The sequence below is a fragment of the Halomonas sp. IOP_6 genome, assembly GCF_021151565.1.
Taxonomy (GTDB): domain Bacteria; phylum Pseudomonadota; class Gammaproteobacteria; order Pseudomonadales; family Halomonadaceae; genus Vreelandella; species Vreelandella alkaliphila.
The window spans coordinates 54,847-70,939 of sequence record NZ_JAIRBO010000009.1; the positions used below are offsets into that span (position 1 = coordinate 54,847).

Here is a 16,093-nt window from a genome sequence, read left to right on the forward strand (position 1 = left end):
AGTGCAATGGGTGTTGTCATGGCGTACAGCTATGCCTTTACCGTTGAATTTTGTTATTTTTGGCATGATAGATATGAGGTCATCCGTATCGACCTCTATTGCCTGAAATGAAGGCATGGATGAAAGTACAAGGCGGGTGAGCGCCGTTGCATTTGATTCACGTCACAATCCGGCCGGAACATCGCTGTTAGTGAGACGACCGGTCGCAAAGGCAAGAGCTGTCGCGGCAGCGAAGGTGTCGGCAAAGGCTTGCTCATGGATTAAACGGACGTCGTTTAGACCGATTTTTGACTGACTGACTTCAGACAGCGACGCGAGGCCATTTTCGTAAAGTCCAAGCGCAGTTTCATAGGTTTCTCGCCCGGCCTCAAGCAGTGGACCGGAGGCCGTGTAGGCAGCTAGGCTGCTGTGCAGCAGACTGTAGGCTTCAACGATCTCCTGTGCAGCCAAATTGCGGATCTCAAGAAGATCCTGTTCAGCAGCTTCAGCCTGCATACGGGCCTGCCGCTTCTGAGTCTGGCGTAGTCCGCCGTCGAAAAGGGGCATAGTGAAAACAACGCCAGCTACGGCCTCGTCAAGCGTCCTATTCATTGAGGCACTCCCGTCGAAGCGACTATCACTGAGGCTCACTCCCCCAATTGCTCGCCCAACTTCAGCCACCGCCGCGATCTTGGGCCTAGATGACGCTGCCACTAGGTTCACTTCTGAACGGGCTGCTCGGACCCGAGCCAACGCTGCCTGAATATCGGGCCGCTGAGCCAGTGATTTCTCGATCAGCTCGTCGAGCGGCATAGGCATCTCTTCCGGCAGTTGCCTATCTGAGAGCTCCGCTACCCCTATTGTGGTTGCTGGTGAGAGGCCCATGGCGTGCATCAACGCCGTCCGCTTGTTTTCCTCTCGACTCTCGGCCAGCGTCAAATCGAACTGGGCTCGAGCCTCGATCTGTCGTGCCTGGGCGACTTCAGCCCTGATAGCCAAGCCTTCTCGAAGTCTGCCTTCAGCAACTCTGCGCAAAGTTCGGGCGTCCTCCACCCGCTCTCGGTCGATGCGTGTTTCCGCACGTGCTGCAGAGTATTGAAAATAGGCCTCGCTGACTTCGAAGATGACCCTTTGGTGGGCACCGTGGAAAGCGATATTGCCACCGATGGCTACCTGCTCAGCAATCTCCATAGCGGCATCTCGCGCACCGAAGTCGAACAGCAGCCATTCTACGGTAAGGTTAGGTATCACATGGTAACCTGTCGCTGTCAGACGCCCTGTTCCGATTCCAAGCTCCGGAATTGCCTGTTCGGGACGTGATACCGTTTCGTAACCCGCTAGCACATTGGCTGACAGCTGTGGCAAATAGGAGGCCTCGACAACATTCACGGCAAGAGCCGCTTCACGGGCACGCAGCCAAGCAGCGCGGGTAGCGGGCTTGGTACGCTGGGCGATGTCGATCAGCTCAGGTAGGGTATAAATTCGCTCCGAGTCGATAGCGACAGACAGTTCGTCCGTGAGCTGCTGACTGACGAGGGTGGATACCTGATCATCTGCCCGCGATAGATCGGCGGGTAGGGAAAAATCCATGGCACCGGTTGCCGTTTGCGCCAACCCCAGGGGTGTCGAGGCGTCAGGTGATGTTGCATGGGGTGGATGCTGTGCGCAACCCGCTGTCGCAGCACAGATCGCGGCAAGCACTATTCGATGAAGTTCAACTCTCATTCACTTTCCCCTGTCAGTATCCCTACCAGAACTCGTGCGCGTTTGTAGACATTATCACCTGCATCATTTACATCTAAAACTGCCGACGTGTGTTCAGTGGTTGCCTCTAAAGCGGCCGCGAGTGGAGCTGCATTCTCCACGCTAATCAATGGCAATAGTCGTGCTAATTCATCGATTGCCGCAAGTCGCCGGACACCCTCGCCCTGTTCCTTGGCAATTGGCCCAGCCCACTCGAATCGCATAACTTCCTGAGCATGGTGTGCAGCACCAACATGTCGGTACATATCATCAAGACGATCCTCGCCGCGTAGTACCTCGGCCATTACCACAAGCGCGGCGTCGACCTCGCTATCACGGGTATCTTTTGCACTCTCTGGCCAGACCAACGAAAACACCAGCCCCATGATGCCGATGCCCACGAGAATGCCAAGTACGCGATAGCCCGCGTCTGAGAGATTGTAGTTCGGTCCAAAGTCCAGTGGTGATCCGGGCAGCACGCAGATGAAAAAGGCGAGTGCCATCTGAAAGCCAGCATACTGCACTCGGTACGACCCCGTCGCTACCCAACCAGCGATCAGGCTACCCGCGGCGATGAGCAGGAAAAGGTGCCCCGGATCATCCAAGTGTGGCATCACGAAGACAACGGCGAAGGCTCCCATCGCAGCCCCAATCAGGCAGCCAATGATACGCAAGATGCTCTTATGGAACGTTTCGCCGGAGGTTCCCAGCGCTACCACAAAACAGGTGACCATCGCCGTGTGGATCTCAAACAACCCGATGCTGGTGTACAAGGCATAGGTCAGAAAGACAGCAAGCAACACCTTGAGCGCAAACTGGGTATAAATAGGATTCTCAAAAGCATCTGGCTTCAAAAATCCACTCTTAGCCTCAGATGATGTGGGTACAGTTACAGTAGCGACATTTCGGGCGGCAACGAAGGTACGGACGGCATCGGCAACTAAACCACCACCCTCAGGCAAGGGCGGCGACGAGCCCTCTTCAGCCAACCGGCGCAGCAAGGGAGCCAGTTCGGGCTCGGGTCGGCCTGCGGCAGTCGCCGCCTGGGCTGTAGCGAGCAAATTGAAGCTCGCCGCTAGCTCCGCGACGAGTCGGTCGTGTTCCTCTTTCGACACCAGAGCAAGCAGGCGTGCCATACCAGCATGCTTTTCCGCCACTTCGTTGCCTTCCCGTAGCAATCGGTCGGTCGGGGTAGGATCTCCTCCTTCGGAGAGGCGCGCCGTCTCGTGTAGCCGTTCGCGCACTCGCCCACGCACCAATCGTAGTGGACTGCGGCCTACAAACACGTTCAGCGCCACCAGCAGTACCATCGGCACGAAGACCACCATCCATACCCAGGCCAAGCCACGCAGTACCAATTCTGGCATAGAGATGTAGTCGTAGAACGTCAGGATAAATACGATAATGAACCCTAGTAGGCCGGCGGGTTCACCCAGCTTGCTAGCCCGAGCCAGCCACATAAAGCCGAAAGTGACCGCGCCCATCATCGCTAACCGCAATGCAGGCGCATCGGCAACGAACATCATAAGCAGAATGCTCAAAGCTATGATGACGGTCGCCGCAAGGATCAGGCCGACACCAATGCCGATGTTCTCGCCCGCATTGTCTCGATACATCAGGAAAATCAGATAGCAGGAGAGCAACGCCAATGGCACCTGCAGGGTCATTGCAACAACCGCTGTCAGTCCGCACAGCAAAGCAATATGCAACGTCATCTCCAAACGCCCATCATAGGGGCGCAGGTCGTCGATAACTGCCCGCAACATGCTGGCGTGGCTACTCATGCTCTTCAGCCGAATGGATAATGACGGAAGCGGAGGCACCAACGCGCATAAGCTCTTCGGGTGGCTCTTCGAGACGGATGGTCACAGGGAAGCGCTGCGCGACCCGAACCCAGTCTACTGAGCTATCTATAATCGGTAGCCCGAGAACACTAATAGTATCAGTGGTTCGAACCCCGTAGCCAAGGCTCTGGATACGACCACTCAGCCGCTGCGTCGGCGCCGACATTACAAAGACATCGACGGGCGCACCGACCCGGATGCGTGGTAATTCGGTTTCACGAAACAGGGCCGTTACCACCCAGTCTTCGGTATCGATGAGCGAGAACAGCGAAACACCGGTCACCACATACGTACCAACACCGAGGTCAAGCCCAGTGATGCGGCCCGAGATGGGGGCGCGCACTTCGGTCCTTCGTAATTCGCGTTCGGCCAGCGCCAGATTGGTTCGCGCTAGATCCACTTGGGACTCAGGGGCATCGAGGGTCCCTATCATCGTTTGCGCCGCCAGTTGCTGACTTAATGACTCGTCGAGCGAGATCAAAGCATCCCCGTGGACCGTGCGCGCAGTATCAACTTGCTGGGCGGTCACCATGCCACGCGGTAGCAGGTTTTCAAGTCGCTGAAGCGACTGACGGGTGAGGTCAACGTGATTGCGGGCGCGATCAATCTGACGACTAGCAATCTCAGCATTGGTCTGCTGGACGGAGAGCAAACGACCACCCGTCTCGAGTTCGGCTTCGGCAGTGCGTAGCATCGCACGCGCCTGCTCCACACGAAGCTCATAAGGCTCTGGATCAATACGAAACAGTAAATCTCCAGCTTCCACGAAGACGTTATCCTCGACAAACACCTCTACGATAGGCCCCGGCACGTTGGTCGATATTGGCACGATCGTGGCACTCACCGCAGCATGGTCAGTACGCAAGTTGGTGCCGCGCTGCATGGCCGCAAAGACGATAGCAACAATGGCACTAGCAATCAGCGCGAAGCCAATCGCCCGCGCGACAAATATCCGCATACCCGGTTCGCGTTGAGCCGGTATGTCTTTCGGGTTATTCATATCGCTCGGGTTACTTTTATCGTTCTGGTTACTCATATTGTCAGTGCTCCAGTCCAGAGCGCCCAGATCATGATACCGCTAAAAATTGCTGCGCTAAGATAGGTCAACGGCGACATCGGTAGGTGCTCGTGCAGCCCAACTCGAATGAACAGCAGCCGTAGGATGACCGAGCAAATAACACCGAGCAGGGCTGCAATCAGCCAGACAGGGAAGAACGATCCGTACAGGGACATTGTTGGCGAATGAGCGTGCATAGAGCACCCCGCAAGTATCATTGGTGTCAGAAAGGTTGCTAACCTAGGAAGAAGCGAGCAACCTTCCCCACCCTTCAAGAGCCTGCGGCCGAAAGCAGCCAGAATCATTGCCTCACCTCTTTAGATGTTTGATATTCCTGAACGTAGCCTCGGACTATAGCCTGCACCGAACGGCCAATGGCGAATAAAAGAAAGATAAAAACGATTAACCAGATCTGCGGCAAGATGTTTGTGCCGAACAGAATGTCAACGAGTAAAATACCGGTCACAGTGGCGGAGTTGAAGCCTCTTTTTTTTGGTTCCACCCCAATAGGCGCCAGCGAGTGTAAGCAAAATCGGTCGCTTTTGATGCTCGCTAGACCTTTCCAAAATTCAGCTCTCATATAGCCATATCGCATGTTCCCTTTTGCTATTTGGAAGCGATCGAGTTTTCGATTAGCTCACCAGCGGCGATGATAGATGCTTATCTTATAATATAAAATCCCCTGAGTCCTTGAACCTGACACGAAACCATATGTAACTGTCAACCTTTAAGGTTCAACAGCAGAGCTTAATAAGAGAATAGCGAGTAGTTGCAGCAAAGGCTGGGTATTACATATTTTATTACCACTTTGAGTGCATCAATAAACTAAAAAGCCTGAGTCCTGTGCCATGGACGCAGGCCTGGAGCATCAACTGAGCACCCCCCTGCTATTAAAGGGCAGTTCATTACACAACGAGGCTTAATTTAAAAACTCTAGAGGGGTCTAAATTAGATAGAGAGGCCTGCGTTAGATAGTGCCAACACAGACATCTCTACTAGTGAGCGGCCAATTAATATAGCCCCTATCTTTTTATTCCTCTTGTTTTACCCATAACGCTGACGCAGTTGATTGGCAGCTTCCACCATATTCGCTAACGCAGGCTCCACTTCTGCCCAGCCACGGGTTTTCAGACCACAATCTGGGTTCACCCACAGCCGCTCAGCAGGGATTTTCTCTAGCGCTTTTTCCATCAGCGCCACCATCCAACCAACATCCGGAATGTTGGGTGTGTGGATATCATAAACCCCTGGCCCAATTTCGTTCGGGTATGCAAAATCCTGGAAAGCGTACAGCAACTCCATATCGGAGCGTGAGGTTTCAATAGTAATCACATCCGCGTCTAGCGCAGCAATGGCACCAATGATGTCGTTAAACTCCGAATAGCACATATGGGTATGAATTTGGGTGCTATCTTTAACGCCAGCAGCGCTTAGCTGGAAGCTTTCCACCGCCCAATCTAAATAGTCTTGCCACTCGTGCTGGCGCAGCGGTAAGCCTTCACGTAGCGCAGGCTCGTCAATTTGAATGATCCGAATACCGGCTTTTTCCAAATCCAATACTTCGTCACGCAGCGCCAGGGCGATCTGGCGGCAGGTGGTTGCGCGAGGTTGATCATCACGCACAAACGACCACTGTAAAATCGTCACTGGCCCTGTCAGCATGCCTTTCATGGGCTTATCCGTGAGCGATTGGGCATATTCGCTCCACTTCACTGTCATTGGTACTGGTCGGGTGACATCACCAAAAATAATCGGTGGTTTCACACAACGAGAGCCATAACTTTGTACCCAGCCAAAGCGCGTAAAGGCAAAGCCTTCTAACTGCTCACCAAAGTACTCCACCATGTCATTACGTTCAGCCTCACCATGGACAGGCACATCAAGCCCTAGTGCTTGCTGGCGCTCTACGACGAAGGCAATTTCTTCACGCATGCGGGCTTCATAATCCGTTTGGCTCAGGTCACCGGCTTTAAATGCCCGACGAGCAGCGCGTATCTCATCTGTTTGTGGAAAAGAGCCAATGGTGGTGGTGGGAAACAGCGGTAACGCAAGCGCTCTGCGCTGTGTTGCTGCGCGGGCAGCATAAGGTGATTGGCGTTGGATCTCTTGAGGCGTTATTGCTGCTAGACGTGAGCTGACAGCAGGCTGATGAATTCGGGTTGATTCCCGACGCTTATCCAAAGCATATGTTGCCTCGCTCACCCGCTGCTCATCAATGGGCGTTGTTCGGTTATCAATGAGCCGAGCGAGGGTCACCACCTCATCTAGTTTTTGCCGAGCAAATGCTAGCCAGCCCACCAGCTCGCTATCTAGCTCGGTTTCTTGGGACAAGTCTACCGGCACGTGCAGCAACGAACAGCTGGGCGCCAGCCATAACCGCTGCCCTAAACGCACTTTTAGGGGCAGCAAACGCTCACGTAGGGCTGCCAAATCAGCACGCCAAATATTACGGCCATCGACTAAGCCAATTGAAAGCACTTGATGAGGGCTTAAACGATCAATCACGCTCTCTACCTGGCCCGGCGCACGCACAGCATCAATATGCAACCCAGCCACTGGTAGGCGAGTGGTTAACGAAAGGTTATCACCCAGCGCACCAAAGTAAGTGGCAACGAGTAACTTCAGCGGCGCCGATTGCAGGCGATGATAGGCGCGCTCATACGCTTGCTGCCATGCCAACGGCAAGTCTTGCACCAAAGCAGGCTCGTCAAGCTGCACCCACTCAATGCCTTGAGTGGCTAAGCGTGCCAGAATTTCGCTATACACATCTACTACACTGTCTAGCAGGCTCAGCCGGTCAAACTCACTACCTTTAGTCTTACCCAGCCATAGCCAGGTAAGCGGGCCGGTTAGCGTCACTTTCGGCGTAAAGCCCGCCTGTAAAGCTTCATCTACTTCATTAAATAAGCGGTCAGACGCTAGCGTAAACGTCTGCCCCTCATGCAGCTCAGGCACTAAGTAGTGATAGTTGGTATCAAAGTACTTGGTCATTTCGCAAGCAACTGCGGGGGTCCCGCTAGGGGCACGGCCACGGGCCATGCGAAACGCGGTATCCAAATCAACGTTGCCTGCGCTAACTTCGTGCTGGGCATTAAAACGCGCGGGCACCGCTCCCAGCATGACGGAAACATTAAGTACCTGGTCATAAAATGCAAAATCGCCAACACTGATAAAGTCGAGTCCTGCATTTTGTTGGATCTGCCAATGAGAAAGCCTAAGCGCCTGCCCTGTTGCTTCAAGGTCTCCCCGTGATATATCTCCTTTCCAATAGGCTTCGGTGGCTTTTTTAAGTTCGCGCTGAGCGCCAATTCGGGGATAGCCGAGAATATGAGAAACTGTCATGATGAAACCTTTCAACGTGAATGATTTCGCACAGTCTGCTCACCCCACAAATATGAATCAAACTAAAGTTTCTAATATTAATCATGAAAAATTTTCACAATGATTGAATTACGCCACCTGCGCACGCTGCTCGCCCTCCGAGAAACCGGCTCTTTAGTGGAGGCTGCTGAGCGGGTTCACCTAACGCAGTCGGCACTTTCCCATCAGTTAAAAGACTTGGAAGGTCGCGTTGACAGCGCACTGTTTGTACGTAAAACGCGCCCAGTAGAATTCACTCGGGCGGGGCTTCGCCTATTGGCCCTGGCAGATGAGATTTTGCCCGAGGTACGTAAAGCTGAGCGCGACTTAGCTCGCTTGGCAGGTACCGAACAGGGGCGATTACATATGGCTATCGAGTGCCACAGCTGTTTCCAGTGGCTGATGCCAACGGTGGATTATTTTCGCGACCATTGGCCAGAGGTGGAAATTGATATCCCCAGTGGTCACCACTTCGATCCACTCCCTGCACTTGCTAGAGAGCAGTTAGACTTGGTGATTACCGCCGACCCTCAGCCACTGGAAGGGGTTCACTACGTGCCGCTGTTTCGTTATGAGGGACTGCTGGCAGTTGCTCGACAGCATGCCTTTGCCGGCCGGCCATTTATCGAACCACAAGCGTTAGCCGAGGAGACGCTAATTACCTATCCGGTCGAACACTCTCGGCTAGATGTGTTTACCCAGTTTTTGTCTCCCGCCAATGTACGACCACAGGAAATTCGCACCGCAGAGCTCACCATCATGATGATGCAGCTTGTTGCCAGCGGTAGAGGCGTCTGCGCGCTACCCAACTGGGCGCTCACCGAGTATTTAGAGCGGGATTACGTTAGCGCCGTAAAACTGGGCGAGAACGGCATTTGGAGCACACTTTATGCTGCCATTCGGGAGGAAAATATAGAAGCGCCTTGGATGCAGGATTTTTTGCGCACCGCTAAAGAGACGTCATTTGCAGTGCTGTCAGGTATTAAACCGGCAACTCGCGACGAGGAATCAGCAGCGTAAAGCGCGCGCCGCCCAATGTAGGACTGGTATCAACAGTGACGCTACCGCCATGGCCTGCCATAATTTTTTGCACAATGGATAAGCCTAGCCCGTAGCCCCCAGAGCTACGTGCTCGACTGTCGTCAAGCCTAGCAAACGGCTTGAAGATATCGCTACGCGCCTCGGGTGGTATGCCGGGCCCATCATCCTCAATATCAATACGTACAAGGTGAGGCTCATCCCATAGGCGAATCACTACTTGCGACTTGCCATAGCGACAGGCATTGCTAACAAGGTTCTGCAACGCTCGTTGTAAATAGCGGGGTTCGGCGTACAGCTCAACTTCAGCACTACCATCCAGCGTTAACGATAGGCTTTGGTGCAACGGTGACAGCGTGTCGATGACTCGCTCAGCCATTGCTCGGCACTCAACCAACGCCATTTCTAATTCAACGCCATTGATCGACTCCCCCCCCAAGCGGGCATAGGTGAGAATTTCGTCTACCAATTCATCTAGTTCAGAAATATCAGCATCAATACCCTGAAGCTGACGGCGAATCGCAGGTTGGTCGGTCATATCTTCGACCATTTGCACCGCAAACCGTATACGGGCAACTGGCGTGCGTAATTCATGAGAGACCGCGCGAATCATCTCTTGCTGGCCTCTTAGCAAGCTCTGAACTTGATTCGCCATCCCATTGAATGCCATGCCCAGGCGACCTAAAAAGTCTCCGCTTTCCACTTTCACCCGGGTTTCTAAGCGCCCGCTGGCGATTCTAGTCGCAGCAAGCTCTAAACGCGCCATACGCGCTTCAATGCTGCGCATAATTAAGTAAATAATCAGGCTAAGCACCACCATCAAGCCTACCAACAAAGGTAGGTGCAAATTAACCGGCAGCGTATCACCACGAGAGGTCGGCCCCGCTTGCAACCACTGATTATCACCAGGCACCCGGTAAAGCAGCATCAGTGAGAGCTTATCCGACACTAGCCGAGTCAGCACGCCTCCCTGAGCGAGTTGAAATTGCTGTTCTGGAGTAAGGTCAGAGGGCGGCGTTGAAAGCAGGACAAGTGGCCAGCTACCCGCGTCTAGCGAGGCGATGGCATCGGCCCTCGCCTCATGAGGCATGCTAGCAAGCCACTCTCCGAGTAGTATCATGCTGCCCTGCCACTGACGCTCGCTCCAGACGGCGAACGTTGCTTCCAGCATCCACTCATCGTTGGGTATGCGTTGCCGTAACCGCCAGGGCTCTTCGGCAACTAATACCGTGCCTCGCTCAATACGAGCTTGTTCAAAGTAGTTAAGCCCCACACTCTCAATGCGCTTAAGTGAGAGCTGCATACCCAGCCGTTCCGAGAAGCGAGCAAGCATGGCTTCTCTTTCAGCCACCGGACTTGACGCTAACTGCTGCGTCATTAGCGACATAGGCAATGCGGCGAGCTGTTCACGATAATCTTCACGACGAATCTGCTCGATAAAAGAACGCCCGCCCAATGCAATAAAAAATACCACGCATAGTGCTAGCCCTAGCAGAAGATAAAACCTTAAAAAAGAACCGTGGCCCAGCACTCGCCGCATGCGGTTAACCTCTGTTAGTTAACTGTCTTTGACAAAAAGATAGCCTTTGCTCCGCACTGTTTTTATCCGGTGCGGTTGGTTAGGGTCGTCGCCTACCTTGGGACGAATACGCGAGACCCGCACATCAATTGAACGATCCTGTCCATCGTATTTAATGCCACGCAGCTCATTAAAAATTTCTTCTCTGGTTAATACACGCCCTGCGTTGCTCGCCAACAGCCACAGTAGATCAAACTCCGCGCTGGTGAGATCAATACGCTCGCCGGAAAGCCAGGCTTCACGTGTTGCGTTATCTATCTCTAGATTTTCGAAGCGCAGGCGCATCTCACCACCAGGCGCTGGTGCATCGGCACGACGCAGTAACGCACGCATACGTGCTAATAGGACGCGGGGTTGAACCGGTTTTGGAACATAGTCATCAGCCCCCATTTCCAAACCCAGCACCTGGTCAAGATCATCCGTGCGGGCCGTTAGCATCATGATAGGACCAGCAAAGTTGGGCCTAACACGACGGCAGATAGCCAAACCATCTTCGCCCGGTAACATTAAGTCCAAAATCACCAAGTCAGGCTGAAGTGTTAAAATACGATCCACGCCTTTTGCACCATCCGCCTCTAGCGTCACTTGAAAGCCATTTGCCTCCAGATATTCGCGGGTCAGCTCTGCCAAGCGCTGGTCATCTTCAATAATCAACACGTGATCTTGATCGGGATAGCCAAGTGTGGCGGCGTCTTGAGCCCCAAGCGCCTGAAATTGCTGTTCCAAGTGGTCTACCATCCTTTATATTCACTCCGCTTAGGCAGTTTGTGTTATCACCCGCTCACCCTATGTAACCGCAGGTTGCAATATCTTCCAGGATACCTCAAAACCGTTCAAACGCCTGCCCCCTTACTTCTTTCCCCATACCCTATGTAATGGTTCGCCTGCTAGACACCTTGATTCTCGAACCGCCAAACGCTAATGTGACTTCGTTAACTGTCGATAATCTGGCAGAAGGAGGACATTATGGGAAACAGCAAAACAAAAAGTGTTATCAAGCGCGTTTACGTACCCACTCAAGTGCGCGATCTGCCTAATGGAGAGAAGCTGACGATTCCTGGGCATTACAAAGCGCCACCAAGAGAATAAAACGGTTCACGCTATTAGCCGCTTCACGACGCTTAGGTAACCTGATCGCTAGATTACTAAAGAGGCAGACCACAGAGGTGGCCCGCCTTTTATTTTTTAGAAATAGTGTGTTGCCCGCTACCCTTTAGGGCCAAATAGAAACCACGCGATCAGTCCAGCTAACGGAAAAAATAATAGTGCCAAGATCCATAACAGCTTTGCCAGCCCACCGGCTGAACTCTTAGCAACTTTAACAATGGCCCAGACAACAATGATGAGCCAGATAAGCCCTAGCAGTCCACCTACTTCAATACCCATAACTACTCCTTAGCGTGTTTGCTTCCATGAATTTTTAGCTAAGCACACTGCTTCGATGCAGACAAGTAACATTCACTCCGCAGGCAGGCTCAGCATCATTTCCCCGCCACGTATTTCAATCACCAATAAATTAAGAAAACTCATGCCAAGTAGTACGGTATCGTTTTCCATACCAGGGCTTATAGACCCTTGCACGCCATTCATACGTATGTTGCCTAACACAACTTCATCTAGCTGTGTCAACGTGCCCTCTGCGCGACCATTCGCGGTGTTAAACCAAGCACTGCGTCCCGGCTTTAGCCCCAACTCGCTAGCTAAATTGCGCGGTACTGCAACATAAGTCGCCCCGGTATCTAACAAAAAGGTCACCGGCTTCCCGTTAATTTTCCCAGGTGCTTCAAAATGGCCAGCACGATTACGCGTCAAATTGACAGGTCCGTCATCGGCGGAGGCGTACATCACATGGGCATTCGGCGTCATTACCTTCTCGAAACCACCATCCAACAGCCATGTGCCAGCAGCCAATAGCAGCACCCAAAAGAGTAGCATTATGACAATACCACCTCGTTGCGTAGCGAGGGTTTTCATACGCCACCTCCGAACTAAGCGCTCCTTTTCCAGGCAAGTGCAGCATCACGCCCACGCTGTTCATTCACGCCAGCGCATATCAACATCGCGATAACAAACAGTGCTAAACATAATAGGATAGACGCTTGCAAACCAATTAACGTTTGCAAAATGCCCAGCATGACAATGCCGAATACGCCTGCCAATTTGTTGGCGAGCCCCCAGAAGCCAAAAAATTCAGCTGACTTCTCCAGTGGTGAAAATACACCTACCAGCGCTCGGCTAGCTGATTGGCTAGACCCTAGACTAAGACCCGCCAGACAGCCGACCACCAGAAAAACGTACTGTGCTTGCCACTGCACGGCGTAATGGCTGTTAACCCAGTCAGTCAGCTCTGGCGTCGCCCATATCGATACAATAGCGATGACCCACAACGCTAGTGTCATTTGATACGTGCGCTTGGCGCCCAATTTATCCTGTAAAAAACCAAAGCCCAATGCGCCTGCCGCTGCCGTTATTTGAACAATAATAAACATAATATTGCGCACGCTCTCATCCCAACCAATCACCTGAGCGCCATAAATAAAAGCAAACGCAATAATGATGTAGACACCTGCCATTGAGAATAACAGCGACACTAAAAAGACAGTTAAGTCTTTAAAGTAGCGCAGCTCAGTAAATGTTGAGCGAACACGCTGTAAAGCAATACGTCGATAGGAAACAGCATGGGGTTGAGGCACACCTCGCTCTTTCATCCATAGGAAGGTGGGAAGCGCCGCTACTAAGAAAAAGCCAGCCGCAAAAGGACCTACCCAACGTATGCGCTCAAAGTTATCGGCGGTCGCCTCCCCTAGCACCATCAGCGTAAAACCAGCGGCAAAGAGGCCACCAATATAGCCAAGCGCCCAGCCAAACCCAGAAATTTTACCCAGCGCACTAGGGGGGCCTAACTCCGGTAAAAAAGCGGCAATAAACGACTCGCCCATCGAGTAAGCATAGTTTGAAAGTATAATTAACAGCAGTCCCGCGACTACGTAACCAGGCTCGACAAAGTAAAGCATGGCGGTTGTCGCCACAGTGGCGAGATAACTGATCAATAAAAAGCGCTTTTTTTCTGCTCGATAGTCCATCACGGCACCGCAGAGCGGGGCAGTTAATACGACCATTAGATAGCTCAACGCTAGCGCGAGACTCCACAAAAAATTCGCTAGGCGAAAGCCATCACCTCGATCACCTACGATTACCGTCGTGAACAGTTCTCCAAACACGACCGTGATGATGAGCAAGGTGTAAGCCTGGTTGGCAAAGTCAAACATCGCCCAACCAAATATTTCACGTCGCGATGCGTAGGTGGGAGCAACCTTGGCGGGGTTAGCAGGCAGCATGCAGGCTCTCTCAAAAAAGTGTGTAGTAGCGTCATTACCCTATTAAGGACAGCTAATTCATGACGATAATAGGGCAGGTGATTATTCAGTAAGGCGGCTTAACAGCAGACGGGACCTTAAAAAAGCAAACGCTCGGCATAGCCGAGCGTGACACGCTGAACATTATTGCTTTTGCCATCCCTAGCGTTCTGATTCATAGCAACCAGTGCGCTACCACTGCCGCAATACCCACCACCATCGCTGTTATAACAGCGATGGTGACGAGGCGATCCAGCCAGCGATCAAAAACGTCCCTTTTGGGCTGTTTTCGCGTGGCGCCGTGGTGTCCTTGCCGGGCCATCAGCACGCCTTATCCATGTGTGCATTCCCCATAAATCAGCGAATAATTTAACTATTAATGCGGCGATTGACGACACTTGGAGCACGGCGTAGGCGTTCTTCCTCGCCTAACTGCTCAGCTTCAAATGCATCAGCACCAACCGGCGTTTCCCCGTGGCGACGATATAGCTGCGTTAGCATCGCCTTACGGTCAGCACGCAGCTCACGAACCAGCACTACAATCATCATATACAAAATAAAGGTAAACGGTAATGCCGAAAGCACCGCCGCTGACTGCAGGCCAGAAAGTCCACCCGCCACAATCAGTGTTAAACAAATGGCGGCGATCAATACTCCCCAAATAATACGCTTATAAAGTGGCGGATTGATGGAGCCATTGTCGGTCATTTGCGCCACGATGTAGGAAGCAGAATCTGCCGACGTCACCAGGAAAATGAAGATGAGCAACATAGCAACTACCGATAATGCACCGGTAAAGGGCATCAGCTCGAACATCTCAAACAACGCTACGGTAATATTGGCTTCAGTGGCGGCAGCCAATCCAGCATCACTGCTCGACATTTCCAAATTAAGCGCGGCACCGCCAAAAACACCTATCCATAAACAGGCTAATAGGGGTGGCACAAACAACACACCAAAGACATACTCTTTGATCGTGCGGCCGCGGGAAACACGCGCCACAAAGGTACCCACAAACGGCGACCAGGCAATGACCCATGCCCAATAAAAAATGGTCCAGCTACTCGCCCATTCATTATCGCTATAGGGCGAAATACGTAGGCTCATACCGATAAAGTTTTGCAGGTAATCGCCAAGACCCAGAGTAATAGTCTCTAAAATAGCAATAGTAGGGCCGCTGATTAATACGTAGAGCATCAAGCCAATACATAAAATCATGTTTAGGTTTGATAACCGCTTAATGCCTTTATCCAAGCCTGACCATGTCGATGCCATGTAAGCACAAAACATGACAAACAGAATGACAAACTGCCAAAAGCCATTTTCCGGCAAACCAAACACCGCATTAAGCCCACCGTTCATTTGCAGCACACCTAAGCCAAGCGAGGTGGCAACCCCCATAACGGTGGCGACTACAGCAAAAACATCTAGCCATGATGCGTAAGGACGGACCCGGGGATGCTTAGCCGTCACTGAAGAGAGTACTGAAGACACCAGCCCTGCTTGCCCTTTCCGAAATTGAAAGTAGGCAATAATTAAGCCCACAACAGAAAATGCTGCCCACTGGTGGATGCCCCAGTTAAAGTAACTGTATTGGATTGCATAGCGCGCAGCAGCGTCAGTTTCAGCAGGCACGTCACCATAGGGAGGGTTGATATAGTGCGTCATTGGTTCAGCCATACCGTAGAACACCAGCCCAACGCCGAACCCAGCCGCCAGCAGCATGCTAATCCACGAGAAAAAACTGTAGCTGGGCGTACTGTCCTGAGGGCCAAGGCGCACTTTTCCATACTTACTCAATGCTAAGCCAACCAGAAAAACTACAAAGCCAAACACTGAAAATAAGTAGAACCAGCCAAACAGTTCCGTAATTGATGTGAGCGCTGCTTGGGCTGCATTACCAAAGCCTTCTGGGAATGCAGCGCCAATAACAACCAAGCCGAATATAATCACCGCAGAGGCGACAAATACCGACTTACCGCCATGATTTGCCATATAACCATCCTGTTAAATGAGCATTGTGTGTAACAGCGTAAAATGTACCGATAAATGCAGTTTTTTTGAAATCCAGATCTTGTACTGAACATTAAACGGCATGACTTTTAACCTAACATATTCGTACAAAACTCCTTCACGG

General features: G+C 52.1%; 14 protein-coding genes. 2 read left to right on the plus strand and 12 right to left on the minus strand.

Annotation, left to right across the window (positions count from 1 at the left end):
* Positions 1-162: 162 nt before the first annotated feature.
* The 5 genes from K7H08_RS15415 to metE form a co-directional block, all read right to left on the minus strand.
* Complete coding sequence (locus K7H08_RS15415) at positions 163-1,704, minus strand: TolC family protein (RefSeq protein ID WP_038478141.1); 1,542 nt, start codon at positions 1,702-1,704, stop codon at positions 163-165.
* Positions 1,701-3,506 carry an FUSC family protein gene (locus K7H08_RS15420; protein ID WP_231658465.1) on the minus strand — a complete coding sequence of 602 codons (1,806 nt, stop codon included), beginning with the start codon at positions 3,504-3,506 and terminating at the stop codon, positions 1,701-1,703. The genes K7H08_RS15415 and K7H08_RS15420 overlap by 4 nt, the downstream gene beginning before the upstream one ends.
* Positions 3,499-4,602 carry an HlyD family efflux transporter periplasmic adaptor subunit gene (locus K7H08_RS15425; RefSeq protein ID WP_231658466.1) on the minus strand — a complete coding sequence of 368 codons (1,104 nt, stop codon included), beginning with the start codon at positions 4,600-4,602 and terminating at the stop codon, positions 3,499-3,501. The genes K7H08_RS15420 and K7H08_RS15425 overlap by 8 nt, the downstream gene beginning before the upstream one ends.
* Entirely contained in the window at positions 4,599-4,928 is a 330-nt protein-coding gene (locus tag K7H08_RS18485) for a YtcA family lipoprotein (RefSeq protein ID WP_084183596.1), read from the minus strand. Before K7H08_RS18485 ends, K7H08_RS15425 begins: the two co-directional genes overlap by 4 nt.
* 739 nt (positions 4,929-5,667) lie before the next feature.
* Complete coding sequence (metE, locus tag K7H08_RS15435) at positions 5,668-7,965, minus strand: 5-methyltetrahydropteroyltriglutamate--homocysteine S-methyltransferase (protein WP_231658467.1); 2,298 nt, start codon at positions 7,963-7,965, stop codon at positions 5,668-5,670.
* A gap of 99 nt (positions 7,966-8,064) precedes the next feature.
* Here metE and K7H08_RS15440 point away from each other — a divergent pair, with 99 nt between their 5' ends.
* Positions 8,065-9,003 (plus strand): LysR family transcriptional regulator, encoded by a 939-nt coding sequence (locus K7H08_RS15440; protein WP_038478154.1) that lies wholly within the window; start codon positions 8,065-8,067, stop codon positions 9,001-9,003.
* Here the strand turns inward: K7H08_RS15440 and K7H08_RS15445 are convergent.
* Entirely contained in the window at positions 8,966-10,561 is a 1,596-nt protein-coding gene (locus K7H08_RS15445) for an ATP-binding protein (RefSeq protein ID WP_231658468.1), read from the minus strand. The two genes, K7H08_RS15440 and K7H08_RS15445, sit on opposite strands and share 38 nt — an antisense overlap.
* 18 nt (positions 10,562-10,579) lie before the next feature.
* A complete protein-coding gene (locus K7H08_RS15450; RefSeq protein WP_038478158.1) occupies positions 10,580-11,338 on the minus strand; it encodes a winged helix-turn-helix domain-containing protein in 759 nt (252 codons plus the stop codon).
* Positions 11,339-11,566: 228 nt separating this feature from the next.
* Between K7H08_RS15450 and K7H08_RS18435 the strand changes: the two genes are divergently transcribed.
* Positions 11,567-11,689, plus strand: a complete 123-nt coding sequence (locus K7H08_RS18435; protein ID WP_267900561.1) for a hypothetical protein — start codon at positions 11,567-11,569, stop codon at positions 11,687-11,689.
* A 117-nt stretch (positions 11,690-11,806) separates the two neighbouring features.
* Here K7H08_RS18435 and K7H08_RS15455 read toward each other — a convergent pair whose 3' ends face one another.
* From K7H08_RS15455 to K7H08_RS15475, 5 genes are all read right to left on the minus strand, one after another.
* Positions 11,807-11,986, minus strand: coding sequence for a PLDc N-terminal domain-containing protein (locus K7H08_RS15455; RefSeq protein ID WP_231658469.1), 180 nt, complete (start codon positions 11,984-11,986; stop codon positions 11,807-11,809).
* Positions 11,987-12,058: 72 nt separating this feature from the next.
* Positions 12,059-12,574 carry a retropepsin-like aspartic protease family protein gene (locus K7H08_RS15460; protein ID WP_231658470.1) on the minus strand — a complete coding sequence of 172 codons (516 nt, stop codon included), beginning with the start codon at positions 12,572-12,574 and terminating at the stop codon, positions 12,059-12,061.
* 14 nt (positions 12,575-12,588) lie between these two features.
* The gene (locus tag K7H08_RS15465) at positions 12,589-13,938 is read right to left on the minus strand and encodes an MFS transporter (RefSeq protein ID WP_231658471.1); all 1,350 of its coding nucleotides are present in this window, start codon (positions 13,936-13,938) and stop codon (positions 12,589-12,591) included.
* Between the two features lie 193 nt (positions 13,939-14,131).
* On the minus strand, positions 14,132-14,278 hold the full coding sequence (locus tag K7H08_RS15470) for a hypothetical protein (protein ID WP_167457105.1): 147 nt from the start codon (positions 14,276-14,278) through the stop codon (positions 14,132-14,134).
* Between the two features lie 47 nt (positions 14,279-14,325).
* The gene (locus K7H08_RS15475; protein ID WP_231658472.1) at positions 14,326-15,951 is read right to left on the minus strand and encodes a BCCT family transporter; all 1,626 of its coding nucleotides are present in this window, start codon (positions 15,949-15,951) and stop codon (positions 14,326-14,328) included.
* Positions 15,952-16,093: the final 142 nt, after the last annotated feature.